Origin of the sequence: Pseudomonas sp. WMBT8, assembly GCF_050916005.1 — a bacterium.
In the GTDB taxonomy this organism is placed as follows: Bacteria; Pseudomonadota; Gammaproteobacteria; order Pseudomonadales; family Pseudomonadaceae; genus Aquipseudomonas.
Genome location: NZ_CP188096.1, coordinates 3,269,837 through 3,286,932, shown reverse-complemented (window position 1 = coordinate 3,286,932; position 17,096 = coordinate 3,269,837). Strand labels below are relative to the sequence as shown.

At 62.2% G+C, this 17,096-nt stretch carries 11 protein-coding genes and 2 riboswitches; of the genes, 5 read left to right on the top strand and 6 right to left on the bottom strand.

Annotated elements, in window-relative coordinates; all coding sequences use genetic code 11:
- Positions 1-18 precede the first annotated feature (18 nt).
- Positions 19-3,729 carry a methionine synthase gene (metH, locus tag ACO77H_RS15165; protein ID WP_432754196.1) on the bottom strand — a complete coding sequence of 1,237 codons (3,711 nt, stop codon included), beginning with the start codon at positions 3,727-3,729 and terminating at the stop codon, positions 19-21.
- A 165-nt stretch (positions 3,730-3,894) separates the two neighbouring features.
- On the opposite strand from metH, the gene ACO77H_RS15160 reads away from it, so the two are divergent.
- Positions 3,895-6,186: a fatty acid cis/trans isomerase gene (locus ACO77H_RS15160; protein WP_432754195.1), complete on the top strand. Its 2,292-nt coding sequence runs from the start codon at positions 3,895-3,897 to the stop codon at positions 6,184-6,186.
- 86 nt (positions 6,187-6,272) lie between these two features.
- Positions 6,273-6,857 carry a Fe-S biogenesis protein NfuA gene (gene nfuA, locus ACO77H_RS15155; protein ID WP_003190728.1) on the top strand — a complete coding sequence of 195 codons (585 nt, stop codon included), beginning with the start codon at positions 6,273-6,275 and terminating at the stop codon, positions 6,855-6,857.
- A 203-nt stretch (positions 6,858-7,060) separates the two neighbouring features.
- Here the strand turns inward: nfuA and cobM are convergent, their stop codons facing one another.
- The 5 genes from cobM to ACO77H_RS15130 form a co-directional block, all read right to left on the bottom strand.
- Positions 7,061-7,807, bottom strand: coding sequence for a precorrin-4 C(11)-methyltransferase (gene cobM, locus ACO77H_RS15150; RefSeq protein ID WP_169953283.1), 747 nt, complete (start codon positions 7,805-7,807; stop codon positions 7,061-7,063).
- An 81-nt stretch (positions 7,808-7,888) separates the two neighbouring features.
- Complete coding sequence (locus ACO77H_RS15145; RefSeq protein WP_170041313.1) at positions 7,889-8,302, bottom strand: cobalamin biosynthesis protein; 414 nt, start codon at positions 8,300-8,302, stop codon at positions 7,889-7,891.
- The gene (locus ACO77H_RS15140) at positions 8,299-9,000 is read right to left on the bottom strand and encodes a CbtA family protein (RefSeq protein WP_432754194.1); all 702 of its coding nucleotides are present in this window, start codon (positions 8,998-9,000) and stop codon (positions 8,299-8,301) included. The genes ACO77H_RS15145 and ACO77H_RS15140 overlap by 4 nt, the downstream gene beginning before the upstream one ends.
- A gap of 11 nt (positions 9,001-9,011) precedes the next feature.
- Entirely contained in the window at positions 9,012-9,200 is a 189-nt protein-coding gene (locus ACO77H_RS15135; protein ID WP_131696627.1) for a CbtB domain-containing protein, read from the bottom strand.
- A gap of 96 nt (positions 9,201-9,296) precedes the next feature.
- A riboswitch (cobalamin riboswitch) is annotated at positions 9,297-9,503 on the bottom strand.
- 51 nt (positions 9,504-9,554) lie between these two features.
- Positions 9,555-10,229, bottom strand: coding sequence for a hypothetical protein (locus ACO77H_RS15130; RefSeq protein ID WP_432754193.1), 675 nt, complete (start codon positions 10,227-10,229; stop codon positions 9,555-9,557).
- 700 nt (positions 10,230-10,929) lie between these two features.
- A riboswitch (cobalamin riboswitch) is annotated at positions 10,930-11,131 on the top strand.
- Between the two features lie 91 nt (positions 11,132-11,222).
- Between ACO77H_RS15130 and cobW the strand changes: the two genes are divergently transcribed.
- From cobW to ACO77H_RS15115, 3 genes are read left to right on the top strand one after another with little or no spacing between them, the layout of a single operon-like run.
- A complete protein-coding gene (cobW, locus tag ACO77H_RS15125) occupies positions 11,223-12,284 on the top strand; it encodes a cobalamin biosynthesis protein CobW (protein ID WP_432754192.1) in 1,062 nt (353 codons plus the stop codon).
- Positions 12,285-12,287: 3 nt separating this feature from the next.
- Positions 12,288-16,049, top strand: coding sequence for a cobaltochelatase subunit CobN (gene cobN / locus ACO77H_RS15120; RefSeq protein ID WP_432754191.1), 3,762 nt, complete (start codon positions 12,288-12,290; stop codon positions 16,047-16,049).
- Positions 16,049-17,047 carry an ATP-binding protein gene (locus ACO77H_RS15115; RefSeq protein ID WP_432754190.1) on the top strand — a complete coding sequence of 333 codons (999 nt, stop codon included), beginning with the start codon at positions 16,049-16,051 and terminating at the stop codon, positions 17,045-17,047. The genes cobN and ACO77H_RS15115 overlap by 1 nt, the downstream gene beginning before the upstream one ends.
- Positions 17,048-17,096: the final 49 nt, after the last annotated feature.

Sequence of the window (17,096 nt, the reverse complement as noted above, 5' to 3'; positions counted from 1 at the left end):
GCTTCTATAAAAAGCCGGTCAGTTGTCGTAACCCAGGTTCGGTGCCAGCCAGCGCTCGGTCACGGCCAGGTCCTGGTCTTTACGGGCGGTGTAGCTCGTCACCTGGTCCTTGTCGATCTTGCCCACGGCAAAGTACTGCGCCTGCGGGTGGGCGAAGTACCAGCCGCTGACCGCCGCCGCCGGGAACATCGCGTAGTGCTCGGTGAGGAACACGCCGCTGCGGCCCGCGTGCATCTCGCGAGCCTGGGGGTCGAGCAGTTGGAACAACTGGGCCTTCTCGGTGTGATCCGGGCACGCCGGGTAGCCGGGGGCAGGGCGGATACCGCTGTACTGCTCCTTGATCAGCGCCTCGTTGTCCAGCTCTTCATCCTTGGCATAGCCCCAGTAGTCTTTACGCACTTGCTGGTGCAGCCATTCGGCGCAGGCCTCGGCCAGGCGGTCGGCCAGGGCCTTGACCATGATCGAGTTGTAGTCGTCGCCCGCATCCTGGTAGGCCTTGGCCACTTCCTCGGCGCCGATGCCGGCGGTGGTGATAAAGCCACCGATGTAGTCGGTCACGCCGCTGTCCTTGGGCGCCACAAAGTCGGCCAGGGAGAAGTTCGGCTTGCCGTCAGTCTTGATGATCTGCTGGCGCAGGTGATGCAGCTTGGCAATCGGCTGGCCATCGTCGCCGTACAGCTCCAGGTCATCCTCCTGCACCTGGTTGGTCGGCCAGAAGCCGAACACCGCGCGGGCGCTGATGAGTTGTTCGTCGATCAGCTTCTTGAGCATTTCCTGGGCGTCGGCGTACAGCGCGGTGGCGGCTTCACCCACCACGTCATCGGTGAGGATGCGCGGGAACTTGCCGGCCAGGTCCCAGGAAATAAAGAACGGCGTCCAGTCGATATATTCGGCCAGTACCTTGAGGTCGATATTGTCCAGCACCTTGGCCCCGGTAAACTTAGGCTTGACCGGGGTGTAGGTGCTCCAGTCGAACTGTGGCTTCTTGGCGATGGCCGCCGCGTAGCTCAGGCGTTCGGTGCGGGCGCTGCGGTTGGAGGTGCGCTCGCGCACGTCGATGTATTCCAGGCGGGTCTTCTCGACAAACCCGGCCTTCAGCTCCTTGGACAGCAACTGCGTGGCCACGCCCACCGCACGTGAGGCGTCGGTCACGTAGATCACCGCGTCATTGCTGTACTTGGGCTCGATTTTCACCGCCGTGTGGGCCTTGGAGGTGGTAGCGCCACCGATCATCAGCGGCAGGTGGAAGTCCTGGCGCTGCATCTCGCGGGCCACGTGCACCATTTCATCCAGGGACGGGGTGATCAGCCCGGACAGGCCGATAATGTCGCACTTCTGCTCCTTGGCCACCTGCAGGATCTTCTCGGCGGGCACCATCACGCCCAGGTCGACGATGTCGTAGCCGTTGCATCCGAGCACCACGCCGACAATGTTCTTGCCGATATCGTGTACGTCGCCCTTGACCGTCGCCATGAGGATCTTGCCCTTGGCTTCCGGCTTGTCGCCTTTTTCCAGTTCGATAAACGGGATCAAGTGCGCCACGGCCTGCTTCATCACCCGTGCTGACTTCACCACCTGGGGCAGGAACATTTTACCGGCGCCAAACAGGTCGCCGACGATGTTCATGCCGGACATCAGCGGGCCTTCGATCACCTCGATCGGGCGCGCGAACGATTGCCGGGATTCTTCGGTGTCTTCGACGATATGGGTGGTAATGCCCTTGACCAGCGCATGTTCCAGGCGCTTGTTGACTTCCCAGCCACGCCACTCCTCGGTCTCGGCTTCCTTGACGCTGCCGTCGCCCTTGTACTTGTCGGCGATGGCGAGGAGGGCGTCGGTGCCGTCCGGCGTGCGGTTGAGCACCACGTCTTCCACGGCGTCACGCAGCTCGGCCGGGATCTGGTCGTAGATCTCCAGTTGGCCGGCGTTGACGATGCCCATGGTCAGGCCGTTGCGGATCGCATACAGCAGGAACACCGAGTGGATCGCCTCGCGCACCGGGTTGTTGCCCCGGAACGAGAACGACACGTTGGACACACCACCGGAGGTCAGCGCATACGGCAGCTCGTCGCGGATGTAGGCACAGGCGTTGATAAAGTCGACGGCGTAGTTGTTGTGCTCTTCGATGCCGGTGGCCACGGCGAAGATGTTCGGGTCGAAGATGATGTCTTCGGGGGGGAAGCCCACTTCATTGACCAGAATGTCGTAGGAGCGCTTGCAGATCTCTTTCTTGCGCGCCTCGGTGTCGGCCTGGCCGGCTTCGTCGAACGCCATTACCACCACCGCCGCGCCGTAGCGCTTGCACAGCTTGGCGTGGTGGATGAACTGCTCGACGCCTTCCTTCATGCTGATGGAGTTGACGATGCCCTTGCCCTGGATGCACTTGAGGCCGGCTTCGATCACTTCCCACTTGGAGGAGTCGATCATGATCGGCACGCGGGAGATATCCGGCTCGCCGGCAATCAGATTGAGGAAGGTCACCATGGCCTTCTTCGAATCGAGCATGCCCTCGTCCATGTTGATGTCGATCACCTGGGCGCCGGCTTCCACTTGCTGCAGGGCGACTTCCAGGGCTTCGGTGTAGTTGTCCTCGCGGATCAGCCGGGCGAACTTGGCGGAACCGGTGATGTTCGTGCGTTCGCCGACGTTGACGAACAACGACTGGCGATCGATGGTGAACGGCTCCAGGCCCGACAGGCGGCAGGCCTTGGGAATGTCCGGGATCTGGCGCGGCGCGTAGCCGGCCACGGCCTTGGCGATGGCCTCGATATGCCCCGGCGTGGTGCCGCAGCAGCCGCCGACGATATTGAGGAAGCCGCTTTGGGCGAACTCTTCGATGACCTTGGCGGTTTGCGCTGGCAACTCGTCGTACTCGCCGAACTCGTTGGGCAGGCCGGCGTTGGGGTGCGCGGAAACGTAGGTGTTGGCCTTGTTCGACAGTTCTTCCAGGTATGGCCGCAACTCACTGGCACCCAGGGCACAGTTCAAGCCCACGGAAATCGGCTTGGCGTGGCTGATGGAGTTCCAGAACGCTTCGGTGGTCTGGCCTGACAGGGTGCGCCCGGAGGCATCGGTGATGGTCCCGGAAATCATGATCGGCAACTCGACGCCGAGTTCTTCGTACACGCCCTGCACGGCGAAGATCGCGGCCTTGGCGTTGAGGGTGTCGAAGATGGTTTCGATGAGGATCATGTCCGCACCGCCTTCGATCAGGCCTTTGGTGGCTTCGGTGTAGTTCTCCACCAGTTCATCGAAGGTGACGTTGCGGTAGCCGGGGTTGTTCACGTCGGGCGACAGCGAGCAGGTGCGGCTGGTCGGGCCGAGTACGCCGGCGACGAAGCGCGGCTTGTCGGGGGTCTCGAGGGTCTTGGCGTCGGCGACCCGGCGGGCCAGGCGTGCGCCTTCCAGGTTCAACTCGTAGGCCAGGGCCTCCATGCCGTAGTCGGCCTGGGACACCTGGGTGGCGTTGAAGGTGTTGGTCTCGAGGATATCGGCACCGGCATCCAGGTACGCTTTCTCGATCCCGCCGATCACGTCCGGGCGGCTCAGGATCAACAGGTCATTGTTGCCCTTGACGTCGCTGGGCCAGTCGGCAAAGCGTTTGCCACGGTAATCCTCTTCCTCCAGCTTGTAGCTCTGGATCATCGTGCCCATACCGCCATCGAGGATCAGGATGCGTTCCTTGAGGGCTTGGTGGAGGGCTTGCAGGCGAGTGCTACGATCGGACATGGGACTACTCTAATCAGGCATTACGGAGGGCGTGGATCATAGCAAACCTGTGCGCTTTTAGAGCCTGCCTGGGTTTTGCATGAATATCGCTCATGTTGATAGCGGGCCGACATCGGTAGAATCGCGGCAATTTTTCAGCGCACGCATTGAATCGGGACCGGATACATGTCATTTCGCCTCATCACCAGCGCCGTCTTGGCACTGGTCGCCTGCCTAGCACAGGCCAACGGACCCGCCCCGGCGCTTTCCTATACCCGCGACATCCAACCGATTTTCACCGAGAAGTGCGTGGCCTGCCACGCCTGCTACGACTCCGCCTGCCAGCTCAACCTGGGCAGTGGCGAAGGCGCGGCACGCGGCGCGAGCAAAGTGCCGGTGTACGACGGCGAGCGCAGTCAGGCTGCGCAGCCGACCCGGCTGTTTTATGACGCCTTTGGCAAGGCCGCCTGGCAGCGCCAGGGGTTTGCCTCGGTACTGGATGCCCAGGGCAGCCAGGCGGCGCTGATGGCGCGCATGCTGGAACTGGGCCATAACACCCCATTGGCGCCCAATGCCAAGCTGCCCGATGAGATTGTGCTGGGCCTCAACCGCCAAAACATGTGCCCGCTGCCGGGGGAGTTCGACGCCTACGCCGGCGCGCACCCCAAGGAAGGCATGCCCCTGGCCGTCACCGGCCTGACCGACCAGCAATACCAGACCCTGCAACGCTGGCTGGCGTCCGGTGCGCCCATTGATGAGCAGGGCCTGGCGCCCAGCGCCCAGGAAGCCTTGCAGGTACAGCAATGGGAAAACCTGCTGAACCAGCCCGGCGCCCGGGAAAGCCTGGTGGCGCGTTGGTTATTCGAACACCTGTTCCTCGCCCATATCTATTTCGAGGGCGGTGAGCCGGGGCATTTTTTCCAGTGGGTACGCTCGCGTACGCCCAGCGGCCAGCCCATCGACCTGATCAACACCCGTCGCCCGAATGACGACCCCGGCACCCAGGTGTACTACCGCCTGTGGCCGGTGCAAGGGGTGATCGTGCACAAGACCCACATCACGTACCCGTTCAGTGCGGCGAAGATGGCGCGGATCAAGGCGCTGTTCTACAGCGGCGACTGGCAGGTAGTGGCGCTGCCCGGCTACGGCCCTGGCCGTCGGGCCAATCCGTTTGAAACGTTCGAGGCGATCCCGGCCAAGGCGCGCTACCAGTTCATGCTGGATAACGCCGAATACTTCGTGCGCACCTTCATTCGCGGGCCGGTGTGCCGTGGGCAGATTGCCACGGACGTGATCCGCGACAACTTCTGGACCCTGTTCCAGGACCCGGAACACGACCTGTACATCACCGATGCGCGTTATCGCGGCCAGGCCACGCCGTTGCTGGCGATGCCGGGGCAGAACGATGACGTGGGCAGTGTGTTGGGCCTATGGCTGGCCTATCGCGACAAACGCAATGAATATGAGGCCCTGCGTCGCGACAACTACGCCGACCTGCCGGCGCCAGGCTGGTCGAGCCTATGGGAGGGCAATAACAACGCGTTGCTGAGCATCTTCCGCCATTTCGACAGCGCTTCTGTGACCAAAGGCCTGATTGGCGAAGTGCCACAGACGCTGTGGTTGTTCGACTATCCGTTGCTGGAACGCACCTATTACCAGTTGGCGGTCAATTTCGACGTGTTTGGCAACGTCTCGCACCAAGCCCAGACCCGCCTGTATTTCGACCTGATCCGTAATGGCGCCGAACAGAACTTCCTGCGCCTGATGCCGGCGGACTCGCGCGATGGGTACCTCGATGACTGGTACCAGAACAGCGGCAAGGTCAAGCTGTGGCTGGACTATGAGGCCATCGACAACGACAAGCCCACCGGCCTGAAACTGGACCCGCAGGACCCCAAGCGCGACTTTGCCAACCAGTTGCTTGCCCGTTATGGCGATTTGAATGCCAGCCCGGATCCGATCAACCGTTGCATCAGCGCCTATTGCTCGCGTCCTGGTATCGACCCGCAACTGCGCGATGCCGAACAAACCCTCAGCCGCCTGACCTCCAGGCCGGCGGCCGGGCTCAAGGTGATCGAACAATTGCCGGAAGCCACTATGCTGCGCATCCAGACCCGCAGCGGCAAACGCGAGGTCTACAGCCTGCTGCGCAACCGTGCCCACAGTAACGTGGCGTTTATGCTGGGCGAGGCTTATCGCTATCAGCCGGGCCTGGATACCCTGACGATCTACCCGGGCGTGCTCAGCAGCTACCCCAACTTCATCTTCAACGTGCCGGCCGAGGATGTGCCTGAGTTCGTCGAGGACATGGAGCGGGCCAGGGACGCCAAGCGTTTTGAACGGATTGTCGAGCGCTGGGGCATTCGCCGCAGCCACCCGCAGTTCTGGGAGTATTTCCACGATTTATCGCAGTACGTCCGTGAAACCACGCCGGTGGAAGAGGGTGTGCTGGATATGAATCGCTACGAGAACCTGTAAATATGGATTTGCCTGACAAAAATACTAGGACTTTGTACCGCCGAGGCGATTGGCGTAAACTGCCAGCAAGCCTGTGAGGAGTTCCCATGACTGCCATAACCATTACCGACGCCGCCCACGATTACCTGGCTGACCTGCTGTCCAAGCAGAACACCCCGGGTATCGGCATCCGCGTCTTCATTACCCAGCCTGGCACCCAGTACGCAGAGACGTGCATTGCCTACTGCAAGCCGGGCGAAGAAAAGCCTGAAGACACCGCCCTGGGGCTCAAGAGCTTCACTGCGTACATCGACGCCTTCAGCGAAGCGTTCCTGGATGATGCGGTGGTCGACTACGCCACCGATCGCATGGGCGGCCAACTGACCATCAAGGCGCCCAACGCCAAGGTGCCGAACGTCAACGCCGACAGCCCGGTCAACGAGCGCATCAACTACTACCTGCAAACCGAGATCAACCCGGGCCTGGCGAGCCATGGCGGCCAGGTCAGCCTGATCGACGTGGTGGATGACGGCATCGCCGTGCTCAAGTTCGGTGGCGGCTGCCAGGGCTGCGGCCAGGCCGACGTGACCTTGCGTGAGGGCATCGAGCGTACGTTGCTGGAGCGGATTCCCGAGCTCAAGGGCGTACGTGACGTGACTGACCATACGCAGAAAGAAAACGCCTACTACTAAGGCGTTCGCTGCAAACAAAAAACGGCGCCCGTGAGCGCCGTTTTTTATTGATTTAAATTAATGAGTTACACGAGCTATCTAACAAAGAGAATCAACTGTAGGAGCGGGCTTGCCCGCGATGACGCTGTGCCAGGCGACTTATCTATCGACTGTTTCACCGCTACCGCAGGCAAGCCAGCTCCCACAGGTTGTCTTGCGTGGTGTCAGGGCCGGTAGAGGTGGGCATGGCCTGCGCGATACAGCGAGGATTCGCTAAAGCCGTCACTGGCCAACACCCGGCCCACCACAATCAGCGCGGTGCGCCGGAACCCCTTCGCCGCGACCTTTTCGACAATGTCCGCCAAGGTGCCAATGGCCCAGTCCTGATCCGGCCACGTTGCCCGGTGCACCACGGCAATCGGGCAATCCGCACCATAATGTGGCAGAAGTTCGGCGACGATTTTCTCCAGGTGATTGACCCCCAGGTGCACCGCCATGGTGGTGCCATGGCTGGCCAGGCTGTCGAAGGATTCCCCCGCAGGCATCGTGGTTTTGTCGGCATAGCGGGTCAGGATCACGCTTTGGGCGATATCCGGCAAAGTCAGCTCCGCCTCCAGCAGCGCGGCACACGCGGCCACCGCAGTCACCCCTGGAATGATCTGGAAGGCAATCCCCAGCTGGCGCAAATGACGGATTTGCTCGCCAATCGCGCCATACAGGCTTGGATCGCCGGAGTGCACACGCGCTACGTCCTGGCCTTTTTCGTGGGCGTCCTTGATCAAGTCAATGATCTGCTCCAGGTGCAGTTCGGCACTGTTGACCACCAACTGGGCCTGATGGCCTTCAAGCACTGCGGCAGGCACCAAGGAGCCGGCATAGATAATCACCGGGCAACTGCGGATCAGCCGCTGGCCTTTGACGGTAATCAGTTCCGGGTCGCCGGGGCCTGCGCCGATGAAGTAGACGGTCATGGGGACATTCCTGTGAAAAAGCGGGCAAGGCGGGCTGTAGATGAAGACCGCTCATGATCAAGGACGGGGATTATCGGGAATTCAGCCGGCGCACGCCAATGCAAAGGTGGCTTGCGGGCTTTTCTGGCGGTTGATCAACAGGCGGGCAGGGCGCTGGGCCAGCTGCGTGGCCAGGGCCAGGGCGGCGCTTTCAGCGATGCCATGGCAGCCGGTATGGGCAAAGGCGACGGCAGAGCGGTGGCTCAGTTGCGCTTCGTGGCTCGCCAGTTGCTGGGCACTGAAAAACTTCAGCGGCAACCCCAGGCTGGCGGCCAGGGCCAGTAAACCCGGCTCATCCTGCTTGCGGTCGATACTCGCCAGTGCGCTGATGTGCCGAGGGTCGATCCCTGCGCCAGCCAAGGCTTCATTGAACAGCGCCAATAACGCCTCGACGCTGCAACCACCCTGGCAACCCAGGCCGACCACCAGGGCCGGCCGGGTGTTGGCCGTTGTCATGCCGAGTACTGATCGTCGCGGTTACGCCGGAACAACCAGGCACTGATCAGGCCCAGGGCCAGCCAGAACGCAACGTTGGTCAGCTGCGAAGCGATCTTGAACTGTGCTTCCAGGGCTTCTGGGGCGAGCATCGAGTGCACTTCGGGCTGTGGCGCGCCAACCACATGGGGCACCGCCAGGATGGCCACGCCGAGGATCTTCAGCAGCCAGTTGCGACCAAACACAATCAGCGCAATGCCGGCGGCAGTGGAGGCTGCCGTGCCGATCCACCAGATCTGCCGTTGCGCCAGGTCCGCCGCAGCGGTGCCGGGCAGCTCCGGTGGCAGGCCGAGGGTCGGCGCCAACACAAAGGTGGCGTAGCCGGCCAGGCCCCAGAGCAGGCCCTGGGCGGTGCGGGTCGGGGCACGCAGGGTGTAGAGGCCGGCGAGCATCAGTGCAAAACCTACGGCGACCACCAGGTTGCCGCCAGTGGTGGAGAGCACGCGCTGCCAGCCATTTTCCGGCTCCCAGGCCTCGGCGTCGTGGCTGTGGGCCGTAGCGCCAGGGGCATGCTCATGTACCTCGGTCGCGGCCGGGGCGTTTTCGAAGGTTTCTGCCTGCAGGATTAGCGGGGCCACCCAGAAGCTTTGCAGCAGGGTCAGCAACAGGGCGGCCAGCAGGCCGGTGAAACCTGCGGTTTGCGCAATTCGCTTGATCATGGCGGCAGGTCTCAGTGGCACGGGAAGGCGGCGCTGTGGCGCGTATCGTGGGCAGCGTTGTGCACGGCCTCGATGTGCGAGAACCCGGCGAAATACACCAGGCATGCACCGAGGATCGCCGCGCCGATGGCGGCGGTCAGGCGTTGGCTCAAGGTGGCGGAGCTGCTGGCGGTGTGTGAGGTGCTGCTGATGATCGACATGGCACGTCCCTTTCGAGTGGCAGGGTGACACGAGCGCATGAAAACCCCGCGAGCCGGGCACGCAGGGTTCTGAACAGCGCCCGCCCACCGCGGGTTTGTTATTTGATTTTTCGGGCCGGTCTCCGGGCTTGCGAGGGGGCTCTCCTGAGTCCTGAAAGCATCGCCTTCCCATGCCAAAAGCACAGTGGCTGTGACGCTTCGCTCGCTTACCGTTGCGGGGGCAGCACCGGATTGGTCATGCATGCATGATTGACCGGTTTCCCGTTTCACCCTGTAAAGGGCACCCGAAACAAGATGTGTAGGAGAGCATGGCCAGAGGGCGGGCGTCAAATAGACGAATTGACGCCTGCCTGATCAGCCAGGGCGACGCGGCGACGTGGAAACCCAATCTTCTGAGTAAAAAATACTGCCCAACCCAAATCTGTTGTCTGGTTTGCTTGGACGTGAGAGCGAGACAGGCTTTGTATCCAAATCCCAAAGCAGGTCAGGCCGCTTAAGAAGTTCTTGGGCAACTTTGGTTGCATTGTACGAAAAGTGGCGGGTGCTTCTTGTTTGGCGTGCGGCCTCTCGCAGTTCGTTAAAGTTTACATAATGATCTTTGGGACCTTTGGCAAATTCGCGAAAGTAAATTCTCGCTTGGTCCAGCAGGGCTGCATCGCTGAGACTTTTGAAGTCTCCAGCGATAAGAGCGACTTGGTCCCAGGTCACATTGCCGGAGTGCGAACCAAAGAGTGACTTGACTAGTTCTGGGCGGTTGATGACCTGCTTTGCAAGCTCTACTTGCTCTTGTGTGGCATCTCGTCCGTCGTGTAGTTTGCCTCTCGCCATACTTTTAAGCTCATCCAAGCGAAAGCTGTTGGATGTTTTAGCGCTTGGGACTTCCAAATCTATGAAATGGGCCAGTAGTTTTTCTGCCAGCATTGAGTGGGTGTAGCTCTCAAAATATGGAATGTCCGATGAGATGCTTTGTGTCGGTGCTAAGGTGGGAGAAGTGTCTTTGGGGAGTGTAGTGCGAGGTGCGTTAAGCATAGGCGCACTGGGTTGAATGCTTGCTGAAGACTTCATCGTGTTTGTATCCCCATTGAATAGGTGGGCTTGGGGTTGGATTGTTTGGAAAGCTGCCTTGAGAGTGAGTGATGTTTTTCAAGGCTGCTGTTCCTCGTGCTAACTGCGAAATGGATTTCATTAAATTACAGCACCTCTTTAACTCGTGTGGGCTGGATAGCCAGGCTGGATTCAAGGCGGGCTTTTACATAAGGTGCTTTTACGGTCTGCACTACGTACAGGTCTTTGTAGTGCTGGCTAGTAACGCTCCTGAAAAGGCGATTAGGGGGCAGGCATGAGCAAACGTATAGTCAAAATTGTCCATGTCATAACGTTGAGCTGGTCTCCTGCCAGGTCAGGGTCTATCAGAAATACTATCGGCTGATGTCTACGACAAAGTACGGTGGGAAACATCATTGTTCAGTGTCTGCAAAGATGGGAGGTTATTGGTTTTAGGCGTTATAGCGAGTGATATTGGTTGAATTGCGTTTTCTGTTGGATTGATTGTCATCGTTCCAGCTAATGTGGATGCATATTCAGTGTATGCGGTGGGTTGGTGAGAGGTGCGATAGTTAAGTAGTGTTCGAGGCGTGACGGTTTCACTTTGGGTCCCCAGAGGTGAGGTGGGCCCTTGAGTAACTAGATGCGTTTAGCTGCGCGACGTTGACCAGCTGCCGGGCACTGCGTAGCCTTGCACGTTCGAGGTTCTTCGGCTGCGGCCGAAGCTAAGAAGGGAACGCGGTCCAAGCCGCGGCTGCCCCCGCAACTGTAAAGGGTTTATCTGACTGCCACGCCACTGCCTGTACCAGGCGGGAAGGCGCAGCCAGCGCCAGCCGCAAGGCCGGCAAGCCCCAAGCCAGGAGACCTGCCTCGCAACCGATTTTCCATTTCAACCGGGCGGGGTGATCCGGTGACGAATCCAGCACCTGCGCCGCCGCAGGGCCAGTCGTCCCGTATGCCCGCCCCAAAGGGCATCCGATGAAAACACTGGCCAAACTCCCCGTCACTATCGTCACCGGCTTTCTCGGCTCGGGCAAAACCACCTTGCTGCGCCACATGCTGGACAACGCCCAGGGCCGGCGCATTGCGGTGATCGTCAACGAATTCGGCGAGCTGGGCATCGACGGCGAGATCCTCAAGCAGTGTTCCATCGGTTGCACCGAAGAAGAGGCCAACGGCCGTGTCTACGAACTGGCCAACGGCTGCCTGTGCTGCACCGTGCAGGAAGAGTTCTTCCCGGTGATGCGTGAACTGGTGGCGCGCCGTGGCGACCTTGACCATATCCTCATCGAAACCTCCGGCCTGGCCCTGCCCAAGCCGTTGGTCCAGGCCTTCCAGTGGCCGGAAATCCGCAGCGCCTGCACGGTTGACGCGGTGATCACTGTGGTCGACAGCCCGGCCGTGGCCGCCGGCACCTTCGCCGCATTTCCCGACCAGGTCGACGCCATGCGCAAACTCGACCCCAACCTGGACCACGAATCGCCACTGCACGAGCTGTTCGCCGACCAACTGGCCAGCGCCGACCTGGTGATCCTCAATAAAACCGACCTGATCAGCCCCGAAGACCTGGCCCGTGTACGCCAGGAAGTCGCCGAAGAACTGCCGCCAGCGGTGAAAATCGTCGAGGCCAGCAGCGGCCGCCTGCCCCTGGACGTGTTGATTGGCCTGGGCGCTGGCTCCGAGGAGCATATCGACGGGCGCCATAGCCATCACGATCATCACCACGAAGGTGAAGACGATCACGATCACGATGCGTTCGATTCCATCTCCATCGACCTGCCACAGGCTGATGAAGCGCTGCTGCTCGACGCCCTGACGCAATTGGTGGTGCAGCACGGCATCCTGCGGGTCAAAGGCTTCGCCGCGATCCCCAACAAACCGATGCGCCTGCTGATCCAGGGCGTGGGTACGCGCTTTGACAAGCACTTCGACCGCGCCTGGGGGGCTGACGAAGCACGCATCACGCGCCTGGTGCTGATCGGCCAGGACCTGGACGCAGCAGGCCTGGAAGCGCAATTGCGCGCTGCCCTCAGCGTTTAACCCATGCATCTGCTCAGGACCCAGCCCGGTGGTTTCGTCTCCGATGACAACATCGCCGACCTTGGACAGACCCCCGCCGAGCTGGTGATCCTGTGCAGCGGTGATTCCAGCCTGGCGCTGTTGGCCGAAGCCGCCCAGCAACTGCCCGACGACTACCCGAGCCTGCGCCTGGCCAACCCGATGCAGGTGCAGAATCACGCGTCGGTGGACCTGTATGTGGACGAGGTGTTGCGCCACGCCAAGGTCATCCTGATATCCCTGCATGGCGGCATCGGCTACTGGCGCTACGGTATCCAGCGCCTGGTGGAGTTGGCCGGGCAGGGCGTGCAGTTGATCCTGGTGCCGGGGGATGACCGTCCCGACCCCGAACTCAGCGACCTGAGCACCGTGGATGTGCAGGCGCGTGAGCGCCTGTGGCATTTTCTGCGCCAGGGCGGGCTGGGGAATGCGCTGGATTTCTATCGCTGTCTGGCCAGTAGCTACCTGGGCCGCGATTACCCCTGGGCCGAACCGCAAACCCTGCCGCGCACGGCGATTTATCACCCCCGCATCGCCAATGCGCGCCTCAGTGACTGGCAGGCGGACTGGAGCACCGATTGGCCGGTGTCAGCGGTGCTGTTCTACCGCTCGCACTTGCAGGCGGCCAATACCGCTTTTATCGACGTGTTCTGCCAGCGCTTGCAGGCGGCGGGCCTGAATCCGCTGCCAATGGCGGTGGCCAGTTTGAAGGAGCCCGGCTGCCTGACGGTGGTCGAGGATCTGCTGGATGAGGTGCAGGCAGCGGTGATACTGAACACCACCGGCTTTGCCCAATCCAGCCCCGAAGCGCCCCATTTGCGGCCATTTCGCCGCAATATTCCGGTGATCCAGGCCATCTGCGCCCAGGACAACCAACCCGGCTGGGAAGCCAGCGAACAAGGCCTTGGCCCGCGCGACCTGGCGATGCACATCGCCTTGCCGGAACTGGACGGGCGCATCATCAGCCGCCCGATCAGCTTCAAGGACCTGGCCTGGCGCAGCGAGCGCAGCCAGTCGGACGTGGTGTGCTACCGCGCAGCCCCCGAACGCATGGACTTTGTGGCCGAACTGGCGCGGCGCTGGGTCGAACTTGCCCGGGTGCCGAATGCAGAAAAACGCATCGCCCTGATCCTGGCCAACTACCCGACGCGCGACGGGCGCATCGGTAACGGCGTGGGCCTGGATACGCCGGCTGCGGCCTTGAATATCCTGCGTGCCCTGCAAGCCAAGGGTTATCCGCTGCCGCCCACCTTGCCGGACAGCGGCACCGCCTTGATCCACGAGCTGCTCGGCGGTGTGACCAACGACCTCGACAGCCTCGACCTGCGCCCCTGCCATCAAAGCCTGGGGCTGGACGATTACCAGGCGATGTTCAATCGCTTGCCCGAGGCCAACCGCCAGGCTGTACTGGAACGCTGGGGCACGCCCCATAACGATCCGATGTGCCGCGACGGGCGCATGATGATCGCCGGCCTGCGCCTGGGCCTGACCTTTGTCGGCATCCAGCCGGCGCGGGGTTACCAGGTGGATGCCAGCGCGGTGTACCACGACCCGGACCTGGTGCCGCCCCACGCTTACCTGGCGTTTTATTTCTGGCTGCGCCACACCTACGGCGCCCACGGCGTGATCCACGTGGGCAAGCATGGCAACCTGGAATGGCTGCCGGGCAAAGGCGTCGGGCTGTCGGAGAACTGCTGGCCGGATGCGTTGCTGGGGCCGCTGCCCAATATCTACCCGTTTATCGTCAACGACCCGGGCGAGGGCGCCCAGGCCAAGCGCCGCACCCAGGCGGTGATCATCGATCACTTGATGCCGCCGCTGACCCGCGCCGAGACTTACGGCCCGCTGCGTAACCTGGAACTGTTGGCGGATGAGTATTACGAAGCGCAGTTGCTCGACCCGCGCCGTGCCCTGGAACTGCAAAAGGACATCCTCAAGCTGGTGCGCGAAACCCGCATCGATCAGGAGCTTGCGCTGGATAACGAGGCCGACGCTGCCGTGTGGCTGCCGCGCCTGGACACCTACCTGTGTGACCTGAAGGAATCGCAGATCCGCGACGGCCTGCATATCTTTGGCGAATCGCCCGAGGGGCGCCTGCGTATCGATACCTTGTTGGCCCTGCTGCGCATCCCGCGTGGCGACGGGCGCGGCCCGCAATCAAGCCTGCTGCGCGTGTTGGCCAAGGCCTTCGAGCTGGGCTTTGACCCGCTCGATTGCGCCCTGGCCGAACCCTGGACCGGGCGCCGCCCCGACGTGTTGCAGAAGATCGACGGGCAGTTGTGGCGCACCGCCGGCGATACCCGCGAGCGTCTGGAGCTATACGCGGCGCGGTTGATCGAACAGGCCCTGGAAGGGCCCCTCGAACAGCTTGAGGAGCCCGGCTGGGAAGATGTGAAATCCGTGGTCGAAAGCCTGCGCATCGTCGTCGCACCGCGCCTTGATGCCTGTGGCCCGGCGGAAATGCGTGGCTTGCTGGATGCCTTGGACGGTCGTTTCGTACCGGCGGGGCCTAGCGGCGCACCGAGCCGTGGGCGCCTCGATGTGCTGCCGACCGGGCGTAACTTCTTCACCGTCGATGTGCGTAACCTGCCCACCACCACTGCCTGGCGTATCGGCTTCCAGTCCGCCAACCTGATGCTTGAGCGGCACCTGCAGGACCATGGTGACCATTTGCGCCAGCTCGGGCTTTCGGTGTGGGGCACCGCGACCATGCGCACCGGCGGTGACGACATCGCCCAGGCCATGGCGTTGATGGGCGTGCGACCGGTATGGGCCACGGGCAGCCAGCGTGTCGATGACTTTGAAATCCTGCCCATCAGCTTGCTTGACCGCCCGCGAGTTGACGTTACGTTGCGGGTGTCCGGGTTCTTCCGCGATGCCTTCGCCAACCTGATCCGCTTGTTCGATGCTGCGGTGCAGGCGGTCGCGGCGCTGGATGAACCGGACGACCTAAACCCCCTGGCGGCTAAGGTGCGCAGCGAGCGCGAGGCGCTGCGTAAGTCTGGCCTGGATGAAGAGGCTGCGGCCAGGCAGGCCGGCTGGCGCATTTTCGGGGCGAAGCCCGGTGCCTATGGCGCGGGCGTGCAGGGCGCCATTGACGCTCGCCTGTGGCAAAGCCGCGCAGACCTGGCCGAGGTCTACCTCAATTGGGGTGGCTACGCCTATGGTGGCTCTGATGAAGGCACTGCGGCCCGTGAACAGTTCGCCCAGCGCCTGAGCCAGGTGCAGGCCGTGTTGCAGAACCAGGACAACCGCGAGCACGACTTGCTCGACTCCAATGACTACTACCAATTCCAGGGCGGCATGCTCGCGGCCGTGGAAACCCTCAGTGGCAGCAAGGCTGCCAGCTATCATGGCGATCACAGCCAGCCGGACCTGCCGAAGATCCGCACGCTGAAGGAAGAGCTGAACCGGGTGATCCGCTCCCGCGCGGCCAATCCCAAGTGGATCGAAGGGGTCAAGCGTCACGGCTACAAAGGCGCGTTCGAGATGGCGGCAACGGTGGACAATCTGTTTGCCTTTGACGCCACTACTGCGCTGATCGACGATCACCAATATGCACTGCTGGCCGATGCCTACCTGCTCGACCCCGACACCCGGGCGTTTGTGCAACAGCACAACCCCGACGCCCTGCGCGACATGACCGAGCGCATGCTGGAAGCCCAGCAGCGTGGTATGTGGCAGGAGCCGGGGGCCTACCGCGAGGCATTGGAAAACCTGTTGCTGGACATAGAAGAAGACAGTTGATGACTGACATCCCCCATTTTCCACTGTCGGCAGTGGTCGGCGCCGACGACCTGAAGCTTGCCCTGTGCCTGACCGCTATCGACCCGAAGATCGGTGGCGTGCTGATCGAAGGCCCGCGCGGCATGGCCAAGTCCACCCTGGCCCGTGGCCTGGCGGATCTGTTGGCCAGCGGGCAGTTCGTCACCTTGCCGTTGGGCGCCACCGAAGAGCGTTTGGTCGGCACCCTGGACCTGGATGCGGCGCTGAGCGAAGGCCGTGCGCAGTTTTCCCCGGGCGTGCTGGCCAAGGCTGACGGTGGCGTGTTGTACGTGGATGAAGTCAACCTGCTGCCCGATCACCTGGTGGACTTGTTGCTCGACGTCGCCGCCAGCGGCACCAACCTGATCGAGCGCGATGGCATCTCCCACCGGCACTCGGCGCGTTTTGTGCTGATCGGCACGATGAACCCGGAAGAGGGCGAGTTGCGCCCGCAGTTGCTGGATCGGTTTGGTTTCAACGTGGCATTGAGCGGGCAGACTTTGCCGACCGAGCGCGGGCAGATCATTCGCCGGCGCCTGGATTTCGATAGCGACCCCGGCGCTTTCTGCGCGCAGTGGGCTGACCAGCAAGCGGCGCTGCGTGCGCGTTGCACCCAGGCCCGTGCACGCCTGGAAAGCATCGCCCTGGATGACCAGGCCCTGGCGCAGATTACCGAGCGCTGCTTTGCCGCCGGTGTCGACGGCCTGCGTGCCGATCTGGTGTGGTTGCGCGGCGCGCGGGCCCATGCGGCGTGGCGTGGGGCTGCGGCCATCGCCGAAGAAGATATAGAGGCCGTTGCCGAATTTGCCCTGCGCCATCGTCGCCAGGAGCAAGCACCGCCTGCAGGCAGGTCCGATCAGGGCCAGGCGCCCCAGCCTTCAGATAGCGCGTCGGGCCAGGGCCAATGGGGCGACATGCCCGCACCCGCATTGCCCACGGGTGCTCGCCGAGAAGTGCCTAGCTGGCCAAAAAAGCCCTAGGCATCCGCCCCCGACCTGATACGGGGGCGGATGCCCGTCCCAAAGCAGG

Bases quoted from the DNA above. Each gene is read 5' to 3' on its own strand.
- cobN (WP_432754191.1), top strand. From the start codon at position 12,288: ATGCATCTGCTCAGGACCCAGCCCGGTGGTTTCGTCTCCGATGACAAC.
- metH (WP_432754196.1), bottom strand. From the start codon at position 3,729: ATGTCCGATCGTAGCACTCGCCTGCAAGCCCTCCACCAAGCCCTCAAG.
- cobW (WP_432754192.1), top strand. From the start codon at position 11,223: ATGAAAACACTGGCCAAACTCCCCGTCACTATCGTCACCGGCTTTCTC.
- cobM (WP_169953283.1), bottom strand. From the start codon at position 7,807: ATGACCGTCTACTTCATCGGCGCAGGCCCCGGCGACCCGGAACTGATT.
- ACO77H_RS15160 (WP_432754195.1), top strand. From the start codon at position 3,895: ATGTCATTTCGCCTCATCACCAGCGCCGTCTTGGCACTGGTCGCCTGC.
- ACO77H_RS15135 (WP_131696627.1), bottom strand. From the start codon at position 9,200: ATGTCGATCATCAGCAGCACCTCACACACCGCCAGCAGCTCCGCCACC.
- ACO77H_RS15130 (WP_432754193.1), bottom strand. From the start codon at position 10,229: ATGCTTAACGCACCTCGCACTACACTCCCCAAAGACACTTCTCCCACC.
- nfuA (WP_003190728.1), top strand. From the start codon at position 6,273: ATGACTGCCATAACCATTACCGACGCCGCCCACGATTACCTGGCTGAC.
- ACO77H_RS15145 (WP_170041313.1), bottom strand. From the start codon at position 8,302: ATGACAACGGCCAACACCCGGCCGGCCCTGGTGGTCGGCCTGGGTTGC.
- ACO77H_RS15115 (WP_432754190.1), top strand. From the start codon at position 16,049: ATGACTGACATCCCCCATTTTCCACTGTCGGCAGTGGTCGGCGCCGAC.
- ACO77H_RS15140 (WP_432754194.1), bottom strand. From the start codon at position 9,000: ATGATCAAGCGAATTGCGCAAACCGCAGGTTTCACCGGCCTGCTGGCC.